At 49.8% G+C, this 16,492-nt stretch carries 12 protein-coding genes and 1 tRNA gene; 10 read left to right on the forward strand and 3 right to left on the reverse strand.

What is annotated here, in order from left to right; genetic code table 11:
- The first annotated feature begins 1 nt into the window (after nucleotide 1).
- The 6 genes from QL223_RS18095 (at nucleotide 2) to QL223_RS18120 (ending at nucleotide 4,076) form a co-directional block, all read left to right on the forward strand.
- Nucleotides 2-77 (forward strand) — tRNA-Asn (locus tag QL223_RS18095).
- Nucleotides 78-551: 474 nt separating this feature from the next.
- Nucleotides 552-833, forward strand: a complete 282-nt coding sequence (locus tag QL223_RS18100; protein ID WP_281545533.1) for a hypothetical protein — start codon at nucleotides 552-554, stop codon at nucleotides 831-833.
- Between the two features lie 36 nt (nucleotides 834-869).
- Entirely contained in the window at nucleotides 870-1,601 is a 732-nt protein-coding gene (locus QL223_RS18105) for a DUF2796 domain-containing protein (protein WP_281545534.1), read from the forward strand.
- Between the two features lie 38 nt (nucleotides 1,602-1,639).
- Complete coding sequence (locus tag QL223_RS18110; RefSeq protein WP_281545535.1) at nucleotides 1,640-2,332, forward strand: ABC transporter ATP-binding protein; 693 nt, start codon at nucleotides 1,640-1,642, stop codon at nucleotides 2,330-2,332.
- Nucleotides 2,333-3,589: an ABC transporter permease gene (locus QL223_RS18115; protein ID WP_002542748.1), complete on the forward strand. Its 1,257-nt coding sequence runs from the start codon at nucleotides 2,333-2,335 to the stop codon at nucleotides 3,587-3,589. It begins immediately after the preceding gene.
- Between the two features lie 4 nt (nucleotides 3,590-3,593).
- Nucleotides 3,594-4,076 (forward strand): DUF3299 domain-containing protein, encoded by a 483-nt coding sequence (locus tag QL223_RS18120; protein ID WP_281545536.1) that lies wholly within the window; start codon nucleotides 3,594-3,596, stop codon nucleotides 4,074-4,076.
- Nucleotides 4,077-4,124: 48 nt separating this feature from the next.
- Here the strand turns inward: QL223_RS18120 and QL223_RS18125 are convergent, their stop codons facing one another.
- Nucleotides 4,125-5,015, reverse strand: coding sequence for a LysR family transcriptional regulator (locus tag QL223_RS18125; RefSeq protein WP_046306278.1), 891 nt, complete (start codon nucleotides 5,013-5,015; stop codon nucleotides 4,125-4,127).
- Nucleotides 5,016-5,124: 109 nt separating this feature from the next.
- Here QL223_RS18125 and QL223_RS18130 point away from each other — a divergent pair, with 109 nt between their 5' ends.
- A complete protein-coding gene (locus QL223_RS18130; protein WP_281545537.1) occupies nucleotides 5,125-6,489 on the forward strand; it encodes an MATE family efflux transporter in 1,365 nt (454 codons plus the stop codon).
- Between the two features lie 54 nt (nucleotides 6,490-6,543).
- On the opposite strand, the gene QL223_RS18135 is transcribed toward QL223_RS18130, so the two are convergent.
- Both QL223_RS18135 and QL223_RS18140 read right to left on the reverse strand, forming a co-directional pair.
- Nucleotides 6,544-9,453 carry a methyl-accepting chemotaxis protein gene (locus tag QL223_RS18135; protein ID WP_281545538.1) on the reverse strand — a complete coding sequence of 970 codons (2,910 nt, stop codon included), beginning with the start codon at nucleotides 9,451-9,453 and terminating at the stop codon, nucleotides 6,544-6,546.
- Nucleotides 9,454-9,531: 78 nt separating this feature from the next.
- Entirely contained in the window at nucleotides 9,532-11,094 is a 1,563-nt protein-coding gene (locus QL223_RS18140) for an ABC transporter substrate-binding protein (protein WP_281545539.1), read from the reverse strand.
- Between the two features lie 252 nt (nucleotides 11,095-11,346).
- Here QL223_RS18140 and QL223_RS18145 point away from each other — a divergent pair, with 252 nt between their 5' ends.
- The 3 genes from QL223_RS18145 to QL223_RS18155 all read left to right on the forward strand — a co-directional run bounded on the left by QL223_RS18145 (nucleotide 11,347) and on the right by QL223_RS18155 (nucleotide 16,490).
- Nucleotides 11,347-11,871 carry an NAD(P)H-dependent oxidoreductase gene (locus QL223_RS18145; protein ID WP_281545540.1) on the forward strand — a complete coding sequence of 175 codons (525 nt, stop codon included), beginning with the start codon at nucleotides 11,347-11,349 and terminating at the stop codon, nucleotides 11,869-11,871.
- Nucleotides 11,872-12,212: 341 nt separating this feature from the next.
- Entirely contained in the window at nucleotides 12,213-13,334 is a 1,122-nt protein-coding gene (locus tag QL223_RS18150; RefSeq protein ID WP_281545541.1) for an efflux RND transporter periplasmic adaptor subunit, read from the forward strand.
- Between the two features lie 6 nt (nucleotides 13,335-13,340).
- On the forward strand, nucleotides 13,341-16,490 hold the full coding sequence (locus tag QL223_RS18155) for a multidrug efflux RND transporter permease subunit (RefSeq protein WP_281545542.1): 3,150 nt from the start codon (nucleotides 13,341-13,343) through the stop codon (nucleotides 16,488-16,490).
- Nucleotides 16,491-16,492: the final 2 nt, after the last annotated feature.

The raw sequence follows: 16,492 nt of genomic DNA on the forward strand, positions 1-16,492 counted from the left end.
TTCCCCCTTAGTTCAGTCGGTAGAACGGCGGACTGTTAATCCGTATGTCGCTGGTTCAAGTCCAGCAGGGGGAGCCAAATTTGAAGCCTCGTCGAAAGACGGGGCTTCTTTCGTTTTGCCTGTTTTAAAGTGGCCGTTGTTGTCACTGTCGCTTCGCGATATGTCGCTGACCTACGCGGCCCGGATCAAGTCCAGCAGGGAGCCAAGCCTGCGCGGCCCGATCTGAAGCCTCGTCGAAAGACGGGGCTTCTTTCGTTTTATCTGTTTGAAATTGGTCGTTGTTGTCATTGTCGCTTCGCGATATGTCGCTGACCTGCGCGGCCCGGATCAAGTCCATCAGGGGAGCCATGCCTGCGCGGCCCGATTTGAAGCCTCGTCGAAAGATGGGGCTTCTTTCGTTTTGGCTGTTTGGAAGTGGTTGTTGTTGTCACTATCACTTCGCGATATATCGCTGACCTACGCTTGTTACAAATTAGTACGAATCAGGCGTTCAAATCCCTAGTGTTGTAATGTTATATTGTAACATTATTGCTTTAGGTAGATGACGGATCATGCTGTTTTTATTCCGCAAATTACTCCCTGTGCTGTTGGCTGTTCTTTTCTGCTGGCAGGGTTTTGCGGTTGCGCACCACAAAGGCGAACATCATCATACCCAGAAAGTGGATCACGAATGTGCAGTTTGTGTACTCGGTATGCCTGCCATTGAATTTGGTGCTGCACTCGTCCCAGTCTCCCACTCCCCGGCATCAGTTCAGCCAAATATTGGCTCATCACTTCTGTCGACCGTATCTATCACCCAAAATGCGCGTTCCCCTCCAAAGTTATTGATTTAATTCATCTACATTTAAACATTCATTTTTGGAGAATTTATGCGTACTAACTACTTGTTTGCACTGAGTGCAATTGCTTTGGGTGTGTCGTCGGCAGCGACTGCAGAAAATAAAGAATTTCGTCAACATGATGCTCACCAACATGGGGTTGTTGAGTGGCATATTGCCCAAGACGGAGATGAGCTTCTGGCAGAAATCACCGCGCCAGGCAGTGACGTGGTAGGTTTTGAGCACGCACCGGAAAATGCCGAACAAAAAGCAGCCATTGAAAAAGCGGTGGCTGCATTGGCAAAACCGGGTGCATTGTTTGCGATTAACTCAAAAGCCGGTTGTGAGCTAGAAGCACAGCAGGTCACTCACACCTTGGGTGAGGAAGAGCATGGTGATCATCACGACCATGATCATGAAGGTCACCATGATCACGATGAACATGCCCATGACGACCATGATCATGATAAGCACGACGACCATGATGATCACCATGGCCATGATCACGATAAACACGATGATCATAGCCATGACAAACATGAAGAGCATAAAGGTCATGATGACCATGACCATGACCATGATCACGAGCATGGAAAAGCACAACATGGCGAGTTTTCAGCACAATATACCTTCCACTGTAAATCGCCAGCTGAGCTTAAATCCATTACGACAGATTGGTTTACCGCATTTGGCAATACCGAGAAGATCAGTGTTCAGGCAGTGACAGACAAAGGTGTCGCGGCTACCGAGCTAATGCCATCTTCAACCACATTCCGTTTCTAATTACTCAGGCCCCTTCGGGGGCCTCTGGTTTGCATTTTATGTTATTGATTGAAGACCTCCGGTTCAGGTGGCTAGGCCAAGAACAATGGCAAATTGATATTCCCCATTTCTCGCTCGAAGCCAAAGAGCGTGTATTTCTAAAAGGTGCCAGCGGGTGTGGTAAGTCCACGCTGCTTGGCCTGATTGCTGGCATCAACACTGCTGATGAAGGCTTACTGCGTTTTCAGGAAGCAGATTTAACAGCATTAAAAGGCGCTAAGCGTGATGCTTTTCGCGCTGATCATCTTGGCTATATCTTCCAGCAATTTAACCTGCTTCCATATCTCTCAGTGATTGATAACGTCACCTTGCCTTGTCGTTTTTCCAAAGCGCGCAAAGAAAAGGCAGGGGGTAACTTGCAGCAAGAAGCCGAACGTCTGCTAAGTGCATTGGCGTTGCCGGAAAATTGCCTGAATAAACCCGTTACCGATCTCAGCATTGGTCAACAGCAACGTGTTGCTGCAGCGAGGGCTCTGATTGGAAAGCCAGCGTTGCTGCTGGCAGATGAACCTACCTCCGCGCTGGATGCCGATACCCGAAATGCGTTTATTTCCCTTTTGATGAACGAATGTGAAAACGCGGGTTCCAGCCTGTTGTTTGTTTCTCACGACAGTTCTTTGGAATCGCACTTCGATCGCTCTATTTCGCTACCTGAGCTTAATCGCGCAGCGATTCAAACGGAGGTGGTATAGATGGCTATTCTCCGATTAGCACTCCAAAGTTTGCGAAACCGTAAAGCAACGGCCCTGCTAACCATATTTACTGTTGCAGTGTCAGTAGCGCTGTTGATTGGTGTAGAGCGTGTAAGAACCCAAGCCAAAGAAAGTTTCGCCAACACCATCTCGGGAACCGATTTGATCGTGGGTGCGCGTTCTGGTCAGGTCAACCTTCTGCTTTATTCTGTATTTCGCATCGGCAACGCGACCAACAATATTGATTGGCAAAGTGTCGAAGATGTGAAAAGTCATCCGGCGGTAGCTTGGTCCATTCCTATCTCATTGGGCGACTCACACCGAGGTTTCCGCGTGGTCGGCACAACGGAGGACTATTTCAAGTATTACCGTTACGGCCAAAAACAGCCTTTGTCCTTCAAAGAAGGTGCATCTTTTGACGGGTTGTTCGACACAGTGATCGGCTCAGAAGTCGCCAAGAAGCTGAATTATAAGTTGGGAGACGAAGTCGTCATTGCCCATGGTTTGGCCGACAAGAGCTTTGCCCGACACGATAATCTTCCGTTCAAAGTAACGGGCATTCTTGCACCTACCGGTACACCCGTAGATCGAAGCGTACATGTATCACTGCCGGCTATTGAAGCCATTCATATTGGCTGGGAAAGCGGCGCGCGAATGGGGACAGGCATCAAAGCAGAAGATATTGACCCAGACTCCCTACAACCAGAACAAATCACAGCATTGCTGGTCGGGCTAAAAAGTCGCATTCAGACTTTTGCTTTACAGCGAACCATCAATGAGTACAAACAGGAACCTCTAACAGCCATTATGCCCGGGATTGCGCTGCATGAGTTGTGGGGCATGATGTCGGTGGCTGAGCAAGCGCTATTGGTGGTATCAGGTTTTGTTGTGGTTGCAGGGTTGATGGGGATGCTTTCCAGCCTGTTAACCAGCCTGAATGAGCGTCGACGCGAAATGGCGATACTGCGTGGAATGGGGGCTAGGCCAGCACATATCTTCTTCCTGCTGGTCAGTGAAGCCTTGTTCCTGACACTATTAGGTATTATCACTGGCGTGACAGCACTGCTGATAATGATTAATCTGGCTGCACCTTTTGTGCTGAGCCAATATGGATTGCAACTTTCCGCTGCATTTTTGAGTCCACATGAATGGACACTCATTGGCATTGTGCTGGTGGCAGGATTTTTGGTGGGGATGTTCCCTGCGCTTCGCGCGTATCGCCAGTCTCTGTCAGACGGCATGACAATACGGATATAAGATAATGAAAAAATGGTTACTAGTTCTCACCGCGTGTCTGCCAATGATTGCGCAGGCTGATGAAGCACTGAAATTGGATTGGCTGGATTTGATTCCAGAGTCTGAGCGCCAGCAGTTTAACGATCGTGGCATGCCGATGATCGATCACAACAACGATGCCCCTCAGCAAAATCTGGTGGGAAAAGTACGCCCAGAACTGAACAACAGTCAGGTCAAAATTCCGGGGTTTGTAATTCCTCTTGAGGGAGACGCTAACAAAGTGACGGAATTCCTGCTGGTTCCATTCTTTGGTGCCTGCATCCATGTGCCACCACCGCCACCAAATCAAATCGTGTATGTGAAGTTTGAAGAAGGCGCACCCGTTCAGGAGCTTTGGGATGTGGTTTACGTGGTGGGTAAACTGAAAACCCAAACGGTTTCCCATGATATCGCGCAAGCCGGCTATTTGATGGAAGGCACAGCGTTAGAGCCTTACGACGATATGTAATAGTGTCTGATAAAAACGCCCGCATCATGCGGGCGTTTGTTTTTCTGGTTAGCGCTTCTGCTGTTGGGTGAAAAGTGAGCTCAGTGTGTTGTCTATCCATAACATCACCTTATCCCATCCTCTAGCTTTCCGCTTGATAGCGCTCAGCGTTAACAGTGGCGGGCTGGATAACTCTGCAGTTGACAGCTCTTTGACGGAACCCTCCATCCACTCGTGGCTGACTATGTGCTCAGGAACAAAAGCCCAACCAAGGTTTCGAGTGATAAGGTTCGAGATGTAGTAGTAGCTATCAACGTGCCAGTAGCGAGGAGAGAGCGGTTCTTCCTGTGAGTAACCGAGTCTATCCCGAATGGCGAGTTGGCGATATTTTACTAAGTCGTCTTCGTGGGGATGCTCAAGTAGGGCTAGAGGGTGGTCATGCCCCGTGATCAGGCATTGCTTCACGGTTTCAATGTCATACCAATCAAGAGATTCAGAAAGCGGCTTTACCCGGTAGATAAACCCAATATCAGCACGGCCTTCATTGACCCAGGTGGCAATGTCGTCTTGGGAACCATTCAGAATGGTGAGTTTGAGTTCGGGAAACGCCTCAGCAATTCGCTCAAATAGGATCTCAAATGTTTGTATGGGAACCGCTTCATCCATGGCGACATTGAATGCAACTGGCTCGCCGCCAGTCACAGCCATCGCACGGGAGTTCATCCGGTGACATTGCTGAAGTATCGCCTTGGCATCTACCAGCATTTCCTTTCCTGCTTCGGTAAGAACAGGCAATTTGGCGCTTCTGTCGAAAAGCTCGAAGCCGAGATCAATCTCCAAGTTGGCAATTGCGGTACTCACACGGGACTGTGCCTTACCTAACTTGCGGGCTGCAGCTGAAAAGGATCCTGTTTCGGCGGCTTCGACAAACGCTTTGAGTTGTTCCAATGTCCATTGCATGAGCCTTTCTCTCTTTCACCTATCCGTTTTTGAGATTGATTTTAACTTTTATCTATAGCTATACAACGTGAAAATCACCTCGTTCATTTCCATTTTAAGTTTTTCTTTTATGCATGTAACAGATCTCAACCAAGGTGACTCGATCACCAAAACGTTCTGGCGATTCACCATCCCTGCGATTGCAGCGATGATCGTCAATGGTCTCTATCAGCTGGTGGACGGTATTTTCGTCGGCCACTACATTGGTGCGGAAGGGCTTGAGGCCATTAATATCGCTTGGCCTGTGATTGCCGTGGTGGGCGGTCTTGGATTGATGATTGGCATGGGGGCAGGCAGCCTTGTCTCCATCTATCGCGGTGAATCAAACCTCACTAAGGCGCGAAGCGCCATGGTAACGGGCCTTGTGCTGACGGCTTTACTCGGTGCGTTGGCATCACTTTATCTGGTTTTCTTCGGCGGCTTTCTCGTCAACCTTCAGGGGCCTACTGGCCTTGCCCACGGCTATGCGAATGATTACCTGACGGTATTTAAAATCGGCGCAGTGGCAACGGTAGTGGCAGGTGCGCTGCCATTTCTTATCCGCAATGACGATAGCCCATTTGTTGCTACAACGATGATGGTCGTCGGTGCTTTAACCAACATTGTGCTGGATTACCTGTTCATTGGTGTGCTGGGTTGGGCATTGCAAGGCGCTGCGGTTGCAACGGTATTGGCACAGTCAGTGAGTGTGCTGATAGGACTGATGTATTTGTGCTCTTCCCGTTCTTTTCTGGGCATTTTTCGCAACCCGCTCAAGTTTAGTTTTTCTGATGCAGGCCAGAGCTTGGTACTTGGCTGCTCTTCGCTAGTGATGTTCATGTATTACGGCGTGCTGGTGGGCTTTCATAACCGTTTGTTTGCGGAATACGGCACACCTGTCAGCGTGGCTGCGTTTGCTGTCGTGGGTTATTTGATGACGCTCTATTACGTCGTTGCGGAGGGTATCGCAGAAGGTATGCAGCCGCAGGTGAGCTTCTATCATGGCGCGCAGTCTTACTCGAAGATAGTGAAGGTCGCGAAACTGGCCACTATGGTGTCACTGGCTGCTGGTTTTATTTGGCTGGCTGTACTGAACCTGTTCCCGGACTTTGTCATTGGCATGTTCAACGGCGGTAATGAAGCCCTGATTCAGGAAGCGACGTTAGGTATCAGGCTACACCTGTCAGCCATGTATCTTGATGGCTTGATTATTCTGGCTTCCATGTACTTCTTGTCTGTTGGCAAAGGTGCGAAATCGCTCAGTATCTCCGTCGCCAATATGCTCGTACAGTTCCCATTCCTGTATGTGCTGCCGAAGTTTTATGGTCTTGAAGGTGTTTGGTTAGCAATGCCAATCTCAAACGTGGTGCTGGCCTCGGTGGTCATACCCGTGATGTGGCATGACATTCTGAAGCAACGAAAAAAGCGGCCGGAACTGCGTCCTGCCATTGCCTAAGGTTAACTGGGCGACAAGCAAAAAGAAGGGGAGCATTTGCTCCCCTAAATGGTTTTAAAACTCGTCCCATTCTATTTCGTCATCATCATCGACGGCAGGTTTGGGCTTCGCTTTGGCTTTTTTAGGAACGACGGCTTTTTTGCGCGTCTTATTGAACTTGGGTGTTTTTACGGGCTCCTTGCTTTCATCGATGGTGAAAAACTCCATCATGGCACTCATGTCCTGAGCTTGTGAAAGCATGCTTTCACCAGCAGTGGCGGCTTCTTCCACCAAGGCGGCGTTCTGTTGGGTCATGGTGTCCATGCGCGAAACGGCAACATTCACTTGCTCGATGCCGCTGCTTTGGTTTTGGGCAACCTCGCTGATTTCTGACATCTTACTGCCCACTTCTTCCACCATGCTGAGGATTTCCTGCAAGGTATCGCCGGATTCGGCGACCAACATGGCACCGTCTTCGACCTTTTTATTGGTGTCTCGTATCAGGTCTTTGATTTCTTTGGCAGCCTCGGCAGAACGTTGGGCAAGGCTTCGTACTTCCCCAGCTACTACAGCAAAGCCACGGCCTTGTTCACCAGCACGTGCGGCTTCTACTGCGGCATTGAGTGCGAGCAGGTTGGTTTGGAAAGCGATTTCGTCGATAACGCCAATGATGTCGGAAATCTTGTTACTGGCGCCACTGATTTGATCCATCGCGGTGATGGTGCGCATCACAACATTGCCGCCTTCGCGTGCTTTCTCCACTGCCTCATCACTGAGCTTGTTGGCAGCAACGGCATTGTCAGCACTCTGCTTGACGGTCTCAGTCATGTTATCCATGCTGGCAGCCGTTTCTTGCAAAGACGTCGCTTGATCTTCCGTACGCTGACTTAAATCTCGGTTGCCTGAAGCAATTTCGTTCGAAGAGTTTGAGATAGTAGAGGAAGCCTGTCGGATGTTGCCAATCACTTGCGTTAAACGCTCAATTGTCGCGTTGGCATCAATTTTCAGTTGGGCAAAGCGGCCGTGATAGTCTTTGTCGATACGCTTGGTGAGATCACCACGAGCCATCGCCCCCAAAATGCGCTGCATATCTGCAAGCGCCGCATCAGTATTGGTAGTGAGTCCATTCAGACCTTTTGCCAGATTCTTGTGGAAACCACGCTTGTCCTCAAGCGACAACTGAATGGAGAAATCTCCCTTTGATGCGGCTTCCACCATTTGGTCTATTTCCCGCTCAATAGCAACTTCAGCGGTTCTGTCTTCCCATTCAATGACGGTACCGATACGGTCACCGTTATCATCGATGATCGGGTTAGCGGAAATGGCCATTGTTCGGTTTCCTACAACAAGTTCTGTTCGATAAAGGTCTTCCAAGTGGTCCAATAGACGGCGCTGGTGTGAAGGGTCTTTATGGAAAAAGTCGATGTTGTGGCCCATGACATTTTCAGGGTTGAACTGAGGGATAACGGTACCGAAATCTTCCTTAGCGTCGGTCAGCATTTTGGTTGCTGACTGGTTGATGTAGATGATGTCGTAATTGGCATCGGCAATCATGGTGTTGGTGGAAACATTATCCAGTGCTTGCCTAACCCGGGCATTCTCCTCAGCTTTATCCTTCGCTTCACATTCGAGTTTTGCCCTTGCTCGCTCAGACTCTTCTACGTTCTCGAGGGATGTGTTGGTCGCCTGTTTGATAATCAGAAGGTCGCCTTTCAGGTCAGATTCAATGCGGTTGCTGAAGTCACCTTCCGCCAGACCTTCCATCACTTTCTTGATGTCTTCAATCGCATTCTGCGTACTGTCCATCAGGGTGTTAAAAGCCGCTGCAGACTGACCTATTTCATCTCGGCTTGTGACATCAACCCGTGTTGAGAAATCACCCGAGGTGGCAACGTTTTCCAAGCTGTAAGTGAGGTTGAGGATAGGCCTTGTGAGTGAGCGAGTCACCACCATGGCGATGAGAGTAATGATGACAACACCGGCTAACAAACCGAAGCCAATCAGCCATTTGAGCGCATCAACTTCGCTGAAAGCCTCGACACTATCGATTTCTGCAACCAGCGCCCAGGTCGTGTCTCCAAATTTAATCGGTGTGTAGGCCGTTAATACAGGGACTCCGCGGTAATCCTCTGCCACTTCGAAAGCGGTTTCACCCTTGAGCGTTTTCTCAGTGACATCCGTTTTGATGCTGCCTTTGTCGGGATCGGCAAATGAAGCCATCACGGAGTGGCTCTGGTCTGCCAGATAGGAATCGGAACGCATCAAATAATCAGGCCCAACCAGAAATGTTTCGCCCGTTTCACCCATGCCTGTACGTTGCAGCATGATTTGGTTTATTTCATCAATGGATAGTTGGAGAACAGCGACGGCGAGGGTTTCACCTCCTAGGTCTGTTATCGGCGCGCCAATGAAAGCCGCGGGATGATCACTCTTGGCTGCGTATCTCTGGTAGTCCTGAACGGCCATGGTGTTATTGCTGATCACTTCACGGTACAAAGTGGCGAGGGGGCTGTCTCTGTATTCTCCAAAATTCAGATTTGTACCCAGATCTTTATCGCGGCGGGCGGAGAAAATGACATGGCCAGTTTTGGCCTGAATGATGTAAACATCTGAGTAGCCATAAACGTTCACAAAATCATTCAGGGTTTTACCGCTGGACTGCCAAATTTCTTCGTATTCATAGGTGTCAGTATAAAATTCTTCATTGGCTTCGATTTCTTCATCGGCGGCATAGAAGGAGAGCGATTTCTGGATCTGCTTGGTGTCTTCACTGCCTGCAAGAATGCGGATGTCCTTCATGGCTCGTTCAAGGTAGGACTCGATTTGCGTTTTTTTAACCTCCCGCATACTGACAAGTTGAGCAAACGCCTGTTTATGCAGCGCATCACTGGATTTTACCAGCGCAAGGTAGCCCACGATTAAAATGGGCAAAACGCCAATAAAGAGGAAGATAAGCAAGAGTTTTATCTTTAGCTTTCCAAACATCTGACACCCTTTTTATTGTCGAGCGGGAAGCTCCGGCAAAGAAGCTTCCCTGTTTTTCGAGTATTCCACGCGTATGCGTTAGCGCACCGACCAGTGATTTGACGAAACCTCAATTTCCCAAAGCGGCATGTTTGCCATGCGGTATGGGGTGTATGTCACTTCCTTGTTGACCGCCAGCACTTTGTTAGGAGTGGGGACGAACAGCATGTAGCCGCTGTTGTAAACGTGTCGCATGATCTTTTCCGCGACGCGATCGAACTCTGGCGTGCCAACTGATTCCCTGAACATTTCGTCGATAAAGCCGTCCAGCTTGCTATCAGGGAAGATGGTGCTCCAGTAGTTGTGTGTACGATAGACGAGGAACGCTGACCAAGGGTGGTTGTAGTACCAGTCGTCATCACCCCATACCAGTAAATCCCACTCTTTGGTGTTCTTTCTGGCGTTGGTCGCGAGCAGTTGTCCAAACACGTCTTTTTCACTGGAAGTGATATCAAAGTTCAACTTCACGCCGACTTTTCGCAGATCGCGGTCGATACCTTTCCAGATGTACATGAAGCGGTCCTGTGTGTAGACATTCAGCTCCAGACCATCGAGCTTGGCCTTGAGGTCATCACGGATAGATTTAGGATCCTGAACTTCTGAATAGGCCTTGAGGTTTTGAACCACCTTGTCGACACCCGGATAAAGCGGAGCTGCCAACGTGGGTTTGATCTGACCTTCGCCTTGGTAGTACTTGTTGAGGAGTCTTCGTTGGTCGATGGCTTTGTTCAGTGCGACGCGCACCTCCTCATCCATCAAACGTTCATTGCCGTTTCTAAGATTCATGTGAATGGCAATGTTGTCGGTGGACGGCGCTGTGACCAGTTTTGAATAACGGGAGTTAGACACCCGATCTTTCTCAGACACCGGAATAGGCATGATATCCAACTGACCTTCTTTGTCGGAGGCCATCTCTAATGCCACCTTGCTATCAAGCTCGGTGTAAACCGTGACCGTTTCAATTTTCGGGTATTCAGGGTTCCAGTAGTTTGAATTCGCAACCAACACCGCTTTCGGTGTTTGCCTGTCGCCCTCGATGTAGCCTTCTTTAAGAACGTATGGACCTAAACCATAAGGACCAGGCTCGGCGAGGTTAGGACAGGTTGGTTTGCCGTTCCAGCCGTATTTCTCAAGATAAGGTTGGGTGTAGAACTGAATCCAAATGGCATCATTCAGGAACTGACCATATTTCTCAGTCAGGTGAAAGCGAACCGTGTAATCGTCAACTTTTTCTGCGCGGTCAAAAACGCTATCAATTTTGGTAAACAGGAAGGGCGCTTTTTTAAAGTACTCCATGTTCATAATGACAGCGTCCGCATTAAACGGGCTGCCATCCTGAAATTTCACACCTTGGCGAAGATCGAACTCATAGGTTTTATCGTCGATTTTTCGGTGCGCCACCGCCATATCATATTCCCACCCTTGCTCGTTATTTGCCGGACGCAACAGCGCGGCATTTATCGAGTGAGAAATATAAATGTACGGAAGACTGGGAATAAACACTTTGAGGTGTGACCCTTTTACAGGCTCTGCCCACAGAGACATCGGAGCGAAAAGAGCGAGAATTAACATACCTTTCAAAAACGCTTTGACTGTCTTCATTGCAACTACCTTGGCGTTCAAAAAATAAAATGTCGGGGCATCAGTGACCCAGACTGAATAATTGATTTATCAATCAAAAGTGTAGTTAAGCTTTGCCTTAATTTAGAAACGTGTGTCTCAATAAATATCTCTAGATGAAATAACCCTATGAATATTATGAACTAATGTCTGTTTTAAACTTTACCTGCAGGCATTGACTTTATTAGCTAAGGCTAAGAGAGTAGGGGGGCAAATAACGACAAGGAGAAGGTTATGAAAGTGCTTGCTTTCGCAGCGTCAAACAGCAAAACATCCATTAACAAACAACTCGTGAGTTACGCAGTAAGCTTGCTGGCAGATGCTGAAACCGAAGTGTTGGATCTGAATGATTATGAAATGCCACTTTTCAGCGTGGATGTTGAACAGGAGCTGGGAAGCCCTGAAAAGGCACAGCAACTTTTTGCCAAAATCGGTGAAGCGGATGCGGTAGTGGTGTCTTTTGCTGAGCACAATGGCTCGTATTCAGCAGCATACAAAAACATCTTTGATTGGGCTTCACGTATCAATCAAAAAGTGTTTCAAGGCAAGAAAATGGTACTGCTTTCAACCTCGCCGGGCCCAGGTGGTGCGAAGAATGTGTTGGCATCCGCAGCGACCTCTATTCCTCACTTCAATGGCGACGTAAAAGCGACGCTGTCTGTGCCTTCGTTCTACGATAATTTTGATGCAGAAGCTGGCAAGTTGAGTGATGAATCTTTAGATGCGCAACTCGCTGAAGCCATGGCTCAGTTACGATAGAAACTGAGTTCTGAGTAGAAGGTCAACAGTTGTTACATTGTTGGCCTTTTTTTGTTTCCTCCCTGTTGTTTCCCTCCCCTAAATCTTTGCTCTGAGTCGATGTTTACTGGGCTCGTACAGGTTCCAGTAAGGAACCGCTGGCATAATCAAAGCGGCATGGCCGCTGAGCGGCAAAAAGTGGTGAATTTACGGGCAGTTGTACATATAACACCCAGTCCTTTCCACGCAAAATAATCAAGTTCCGTCGAGCTATGCCTGCCCATGTGCTTTCTAATAATAACCATGATTTTTGCTCGACTGTTTAAGGGATATTGACCTTTGGTTGAGGGAAGGAGAAAACTATGATCAAACGGAAGTTGTTACTTCCAGCGCTGATTAGCGCAACGCTTCTGGCCGGTTGTGGCGGACAGGAAGCGCAGCAGAAGAATGCGTTCACCCCACTTGTTGCTGTTGAATCAGCAGAGTTGATTGATTACCAGCCTCAGAAAAGTTTTGTCGGTCGTACTGAAGCGATGGAAGATGTTGGCATTGTTCCTCAGGTTTCAGGCTACCTGAAATCGCGCTACTTCAATGAAGGCGAAATGGTGAACACTGGTCAGCTTCTTTACCAAATTGATCCCTCTCTTTATGAAGCGAAAGTTGCCAGTGCAAAAGCCTCAGTCGCGCAGGCAAAGGCAGGCGTGACCAATGCCAACCTGGATTACGATCGTGGACAGGATTTATTGCCTCGTGGCGGTATCAGCCAGTCTGAATTTGACCGTCTAACCGCAGTGAAATTGCAGGCTGAAGCTGCGCTCAAATCAGCAGAAGCCCAGCTTCAAGCGGCGGAAACTGACCTTTCGCACACCACTATTCGTGCGCCATTTACTGGCCGTATCAGTGAAAGCCGAGCAAGTATTGGTGATCTGGTTTCGCCTTCAACGGGCGTATTGACCACCATCGTCAGTCTTGACCCTATGCAGGCGTCTTTTTCGATGAGTGAAAAACAGCGCCTGCAATCGGGCGCTGATCGTGTTTCTGGTATCGGTAAAGGCCGAAGCGGTGACGTGGAAGTTTGGTTGAAGCTGGGTAAAGGCCACGACTATGAACACGCGGGTCACCTTGATTACCTGGGCAACCGTATCGACACTCAAACCGGTACTATCGCGCTTCGTGCCAAATTCCCTAACCCAGAGCACCGCCTGTTGCCAGGTCAGTACGTGGAAGTGATTGTGAAAGACAAGAACACCACGCCAACGCTGGTTATCCCGCGCTTGTCAGTACAAACAGACCTTGAAGGCGATTTCGTGATGGTGCTGAAAGAAGGCAACATCGTTGAGCGTCGCAATGTCGAGTTGGGTCCTCAAACCGAGCAAGGTGTGATTATTCGCGGCGGTCTGAACGATGGTGAGCAAGTGCTGACCAAAGGTCTGCAACGCGTGCGTAATGGCATGACTGTTCGCCTTGAAGGGCAAGGGGCGTAACCGAATATGTTGAGTCGCTTTTTTATCCAGCGCCCTAAGTTTGCGCTGGTCATCTCGATTATTCTGACGCTCGCAGGTGCCATCGCATTGCTTAACCTGCCAGTGGCGGAATATCCGCGCATTAGCCCGCCTTCGGTGAGCGTGACCGCGGTGTATTCCGGAGCGAGTGCAGAAGTCGTTGAACAGGCCATTGCCGACCCGATAGAAACCTCGGTCAACGGCGTGGAAAACATGATCTACATGTCTTCCAAGAGTGCGAACGATGGCTCCTATAACCTGAACGTGACGTTCGATATTGGCACTGACCCTGACATGGCGCAGGTGAACGTACAAAACCGTGTGGCGCAGATTGAATCCAAGTTGCCACCGGAAGTGCGTCAGGTCGGTGTGACGGTGAAAAAACGTTCCCCAGACCTTCTGATGGTTCTGAACTTCTACTCGCCAGAAGGCAAGTACGATGATCAGTTCCTGGTGAACTACATCAACCTGAACATCAAAGATCAGATTGCGCGTGTTAAAGGCATCAGTGAGGTGAACGTGCTGGGTGGCGGTGAATACGCGATGCGTGTTTGGCTGAACCCAGAGAAGATGGCAAACCTTGGTATCACAACCTCTGATGTTCGTTCGGTACTTTCTGAGCAGAACGTACAAGTTGCCGCGGGTGACATCGGTGCGCCACCGTTCAACAACGCACAGGAAATGACTTTCAAATTGGTCACCAAAGGCCGTTTAGGCTCGGTGGAAGAGTTTGAAGAAGTAGTTGTCCGAGCGAACCCAGACGGCTCTATGGTGTACCTGAAAGACATCGCAGAAGTCTCGTTGGGCAAGAAGTTCTACACAGGTAATGGTCAGTTCCGCGACCAACCGGCGTCTATCGTTATCCTGAACCTGCAATCTGACGCAAACGCGCTGGAAAGTGGTGGTTTGGTGATGGAGCGTCTGGAACAGCTTTCGCAGAACTTCCCAGAAGGCATGACCTACGAAACCAGTTACGACACCACGCTGTTTGTTGCTGAGTCCATCAAGGGCGTAGTGAAAACGCTGGTGGAAGCGGTACTTCTGGTTATCGCTGTGACCTACTTGTTCCTCGGTAGTTTCCGCTCAACGCTGATCCCAGTTGTGGCGATTCCGGTCTCCCTGATTGGTACGTTTGCTGTCATGTTGGCGGCCGGCTTTACCATCAACACCGTGACCTTGTTTGGTCTTATCCTCGCCATCGGTATTGTGGTGGACGACGCCATTCTGGTTATTGAAAACGTTGATACCAACATGGCGAAAGACCCATCCCTTTCCCCGCGTCAGGCAACCCTGCTGGCGATGAAAGAGGTAACCGGTCCAATTATCACTTCCACACTGGTATTGCTGGCGGTGTTCCTGCCGGTTGCGATGCTGCCGGGTATCACGGGCATCATGTACCGCCAGTTCGCGCTGACCATCTGTATCTCGGTCCTGATCTCCTCCATCAACGCACTGACCTTGTCTCCGGCCATGTGTTCGCTGGTGCTGCGTCAAGGTGGCGACAACCATGCGCGCTGGTTCAAGGCATTCAACAATGGCCTTGAGAAAGTCACGAACAAATACGGTGCCGCGGCAGGCTTCCTCGTGCGCAAAACCGCCGTGCTGGGTGTGTTGTTTGTGGTGGCTGTCAGTGCCGCTGGCTACTTCGCGAAAACCACCTCGACCGGTTTCGTGCCTCAGGAAGATAAGGGCGTAATGCTGATTAACGTTCAGCTGCCAGATGCCGCTTCTCTGTCCCGTACCGAAGAAGTGACCCGTAAGCTGGGTGAAATCGTGACGTCTGAGCCGGGCGTAGATGGCGCGACCGTCGCGAACGGTTATGCGTTCCTGACCGGTGCTGCCGCATCTAACGGTGCGTCGATGTTCGTGAAACTGAAAGACTGGGAAACCCGTCAGGCGTTGGATGGCGATCATTCCTCGTTCGACATCATTAACCGCATTAACGTGAAAGCGGCGATGCAGTTGCCAGAGGCGATTATCTTTGCGATGGGTCCTCCAGCGGTGCCGGGCATGGGTCCTGCTTCAGGCTTCGAGTTTGTACTTGAAGATACCCTAGGCCGTAGCCGTGGCGATCTGGCGATGGTGATGCAGCAACTGATGCAGAAAGCCAACGAACAGCCGGAAATCGCGCGTACCTTCAGTACGTTTCGCGCAAACGTACCGCACTTCTACATCGACATTGATCGTGAGAAAGCGAAACAGCTGGGCATTCCGCTTTCAGAAATCTTCACCACACTGCAGGGCAACCTGGCTGGTATGTACGTGAACGATTTCAGCCTGTTCGGTAAGAACTACCGCGTGACGATTCAGGCAGATGGTGATTACCGAAACGATCTGGACTCCATGGGTCGCTTCCACGTGCGTTCAACGTCGGGCCAGATGATCCCACTCAGCACCCTGATTGATGTTGAGCAAGTGTTTGAGCCTGATGTGGCGTGGCGTTACAACATGTACCGTTCAGCAGTGATTCAGGGCTCCCCAGCGCCGGGTTACTCATCCGGTGACGCGATTGCTGCGATGGAGCGTGTTGCCGCAGAAATGCTGCCACAGGGCTACCAGTACGAATGGACAGGCATGGCTTACCAAGAAAAACAAGCAGGTAATCTGGCTATCTATGCGTTCGCTCTGGCACTGATCTTTATCTACCTGTTCATGGTGGCGCAGTATGAGAGCTGGAGTATTCCACTGGCGATCATTCTGGTGGTTCCGGTGGCCACACTGGGCTCCTTCCTTGCGCTTGCAATGACAGGCACACCGCTCAACCTGTACGCGCAGATTGGTCTGGTTCTGTTGATTGCATTGGCAGCGAAGAACGCCATCCTGATTGTGGAATTCGGTAAGAATGAACGTGAGCAGAATGAACTGCCAATTGATAAGGCAGCCGTGATGGGCGGTAAGCTGCGTTTCCGCGCGGTGAACATGACATCCTGGTCATTCATTCTGGGTATTCTGCCGCTGATCTTTGCAAGCGGTGCAGGGCACATCAGCCAGAACTCGCTGGGTATTTCGCTGACGGGCGGTCTGCTCTGTGTGCTGCTGGCAGGTACCTTCCTGATCCCTGGTTTCTTCGCACTCATCCAGAGATTGCGTGAGAAGCACCACGGCGGTTCGACCAAATTGGTAGAACTGGAAGACTGATT

Source organism: Grimontia sp. SpTr1, assembly GCF_947387585.1.
Lineage (GTDB): Bacteria > Pseudomonadota > Gammaproteobacteria > Enterobacterales > Vibrionaceae > Enterovibrio > Enterovibrio indicus.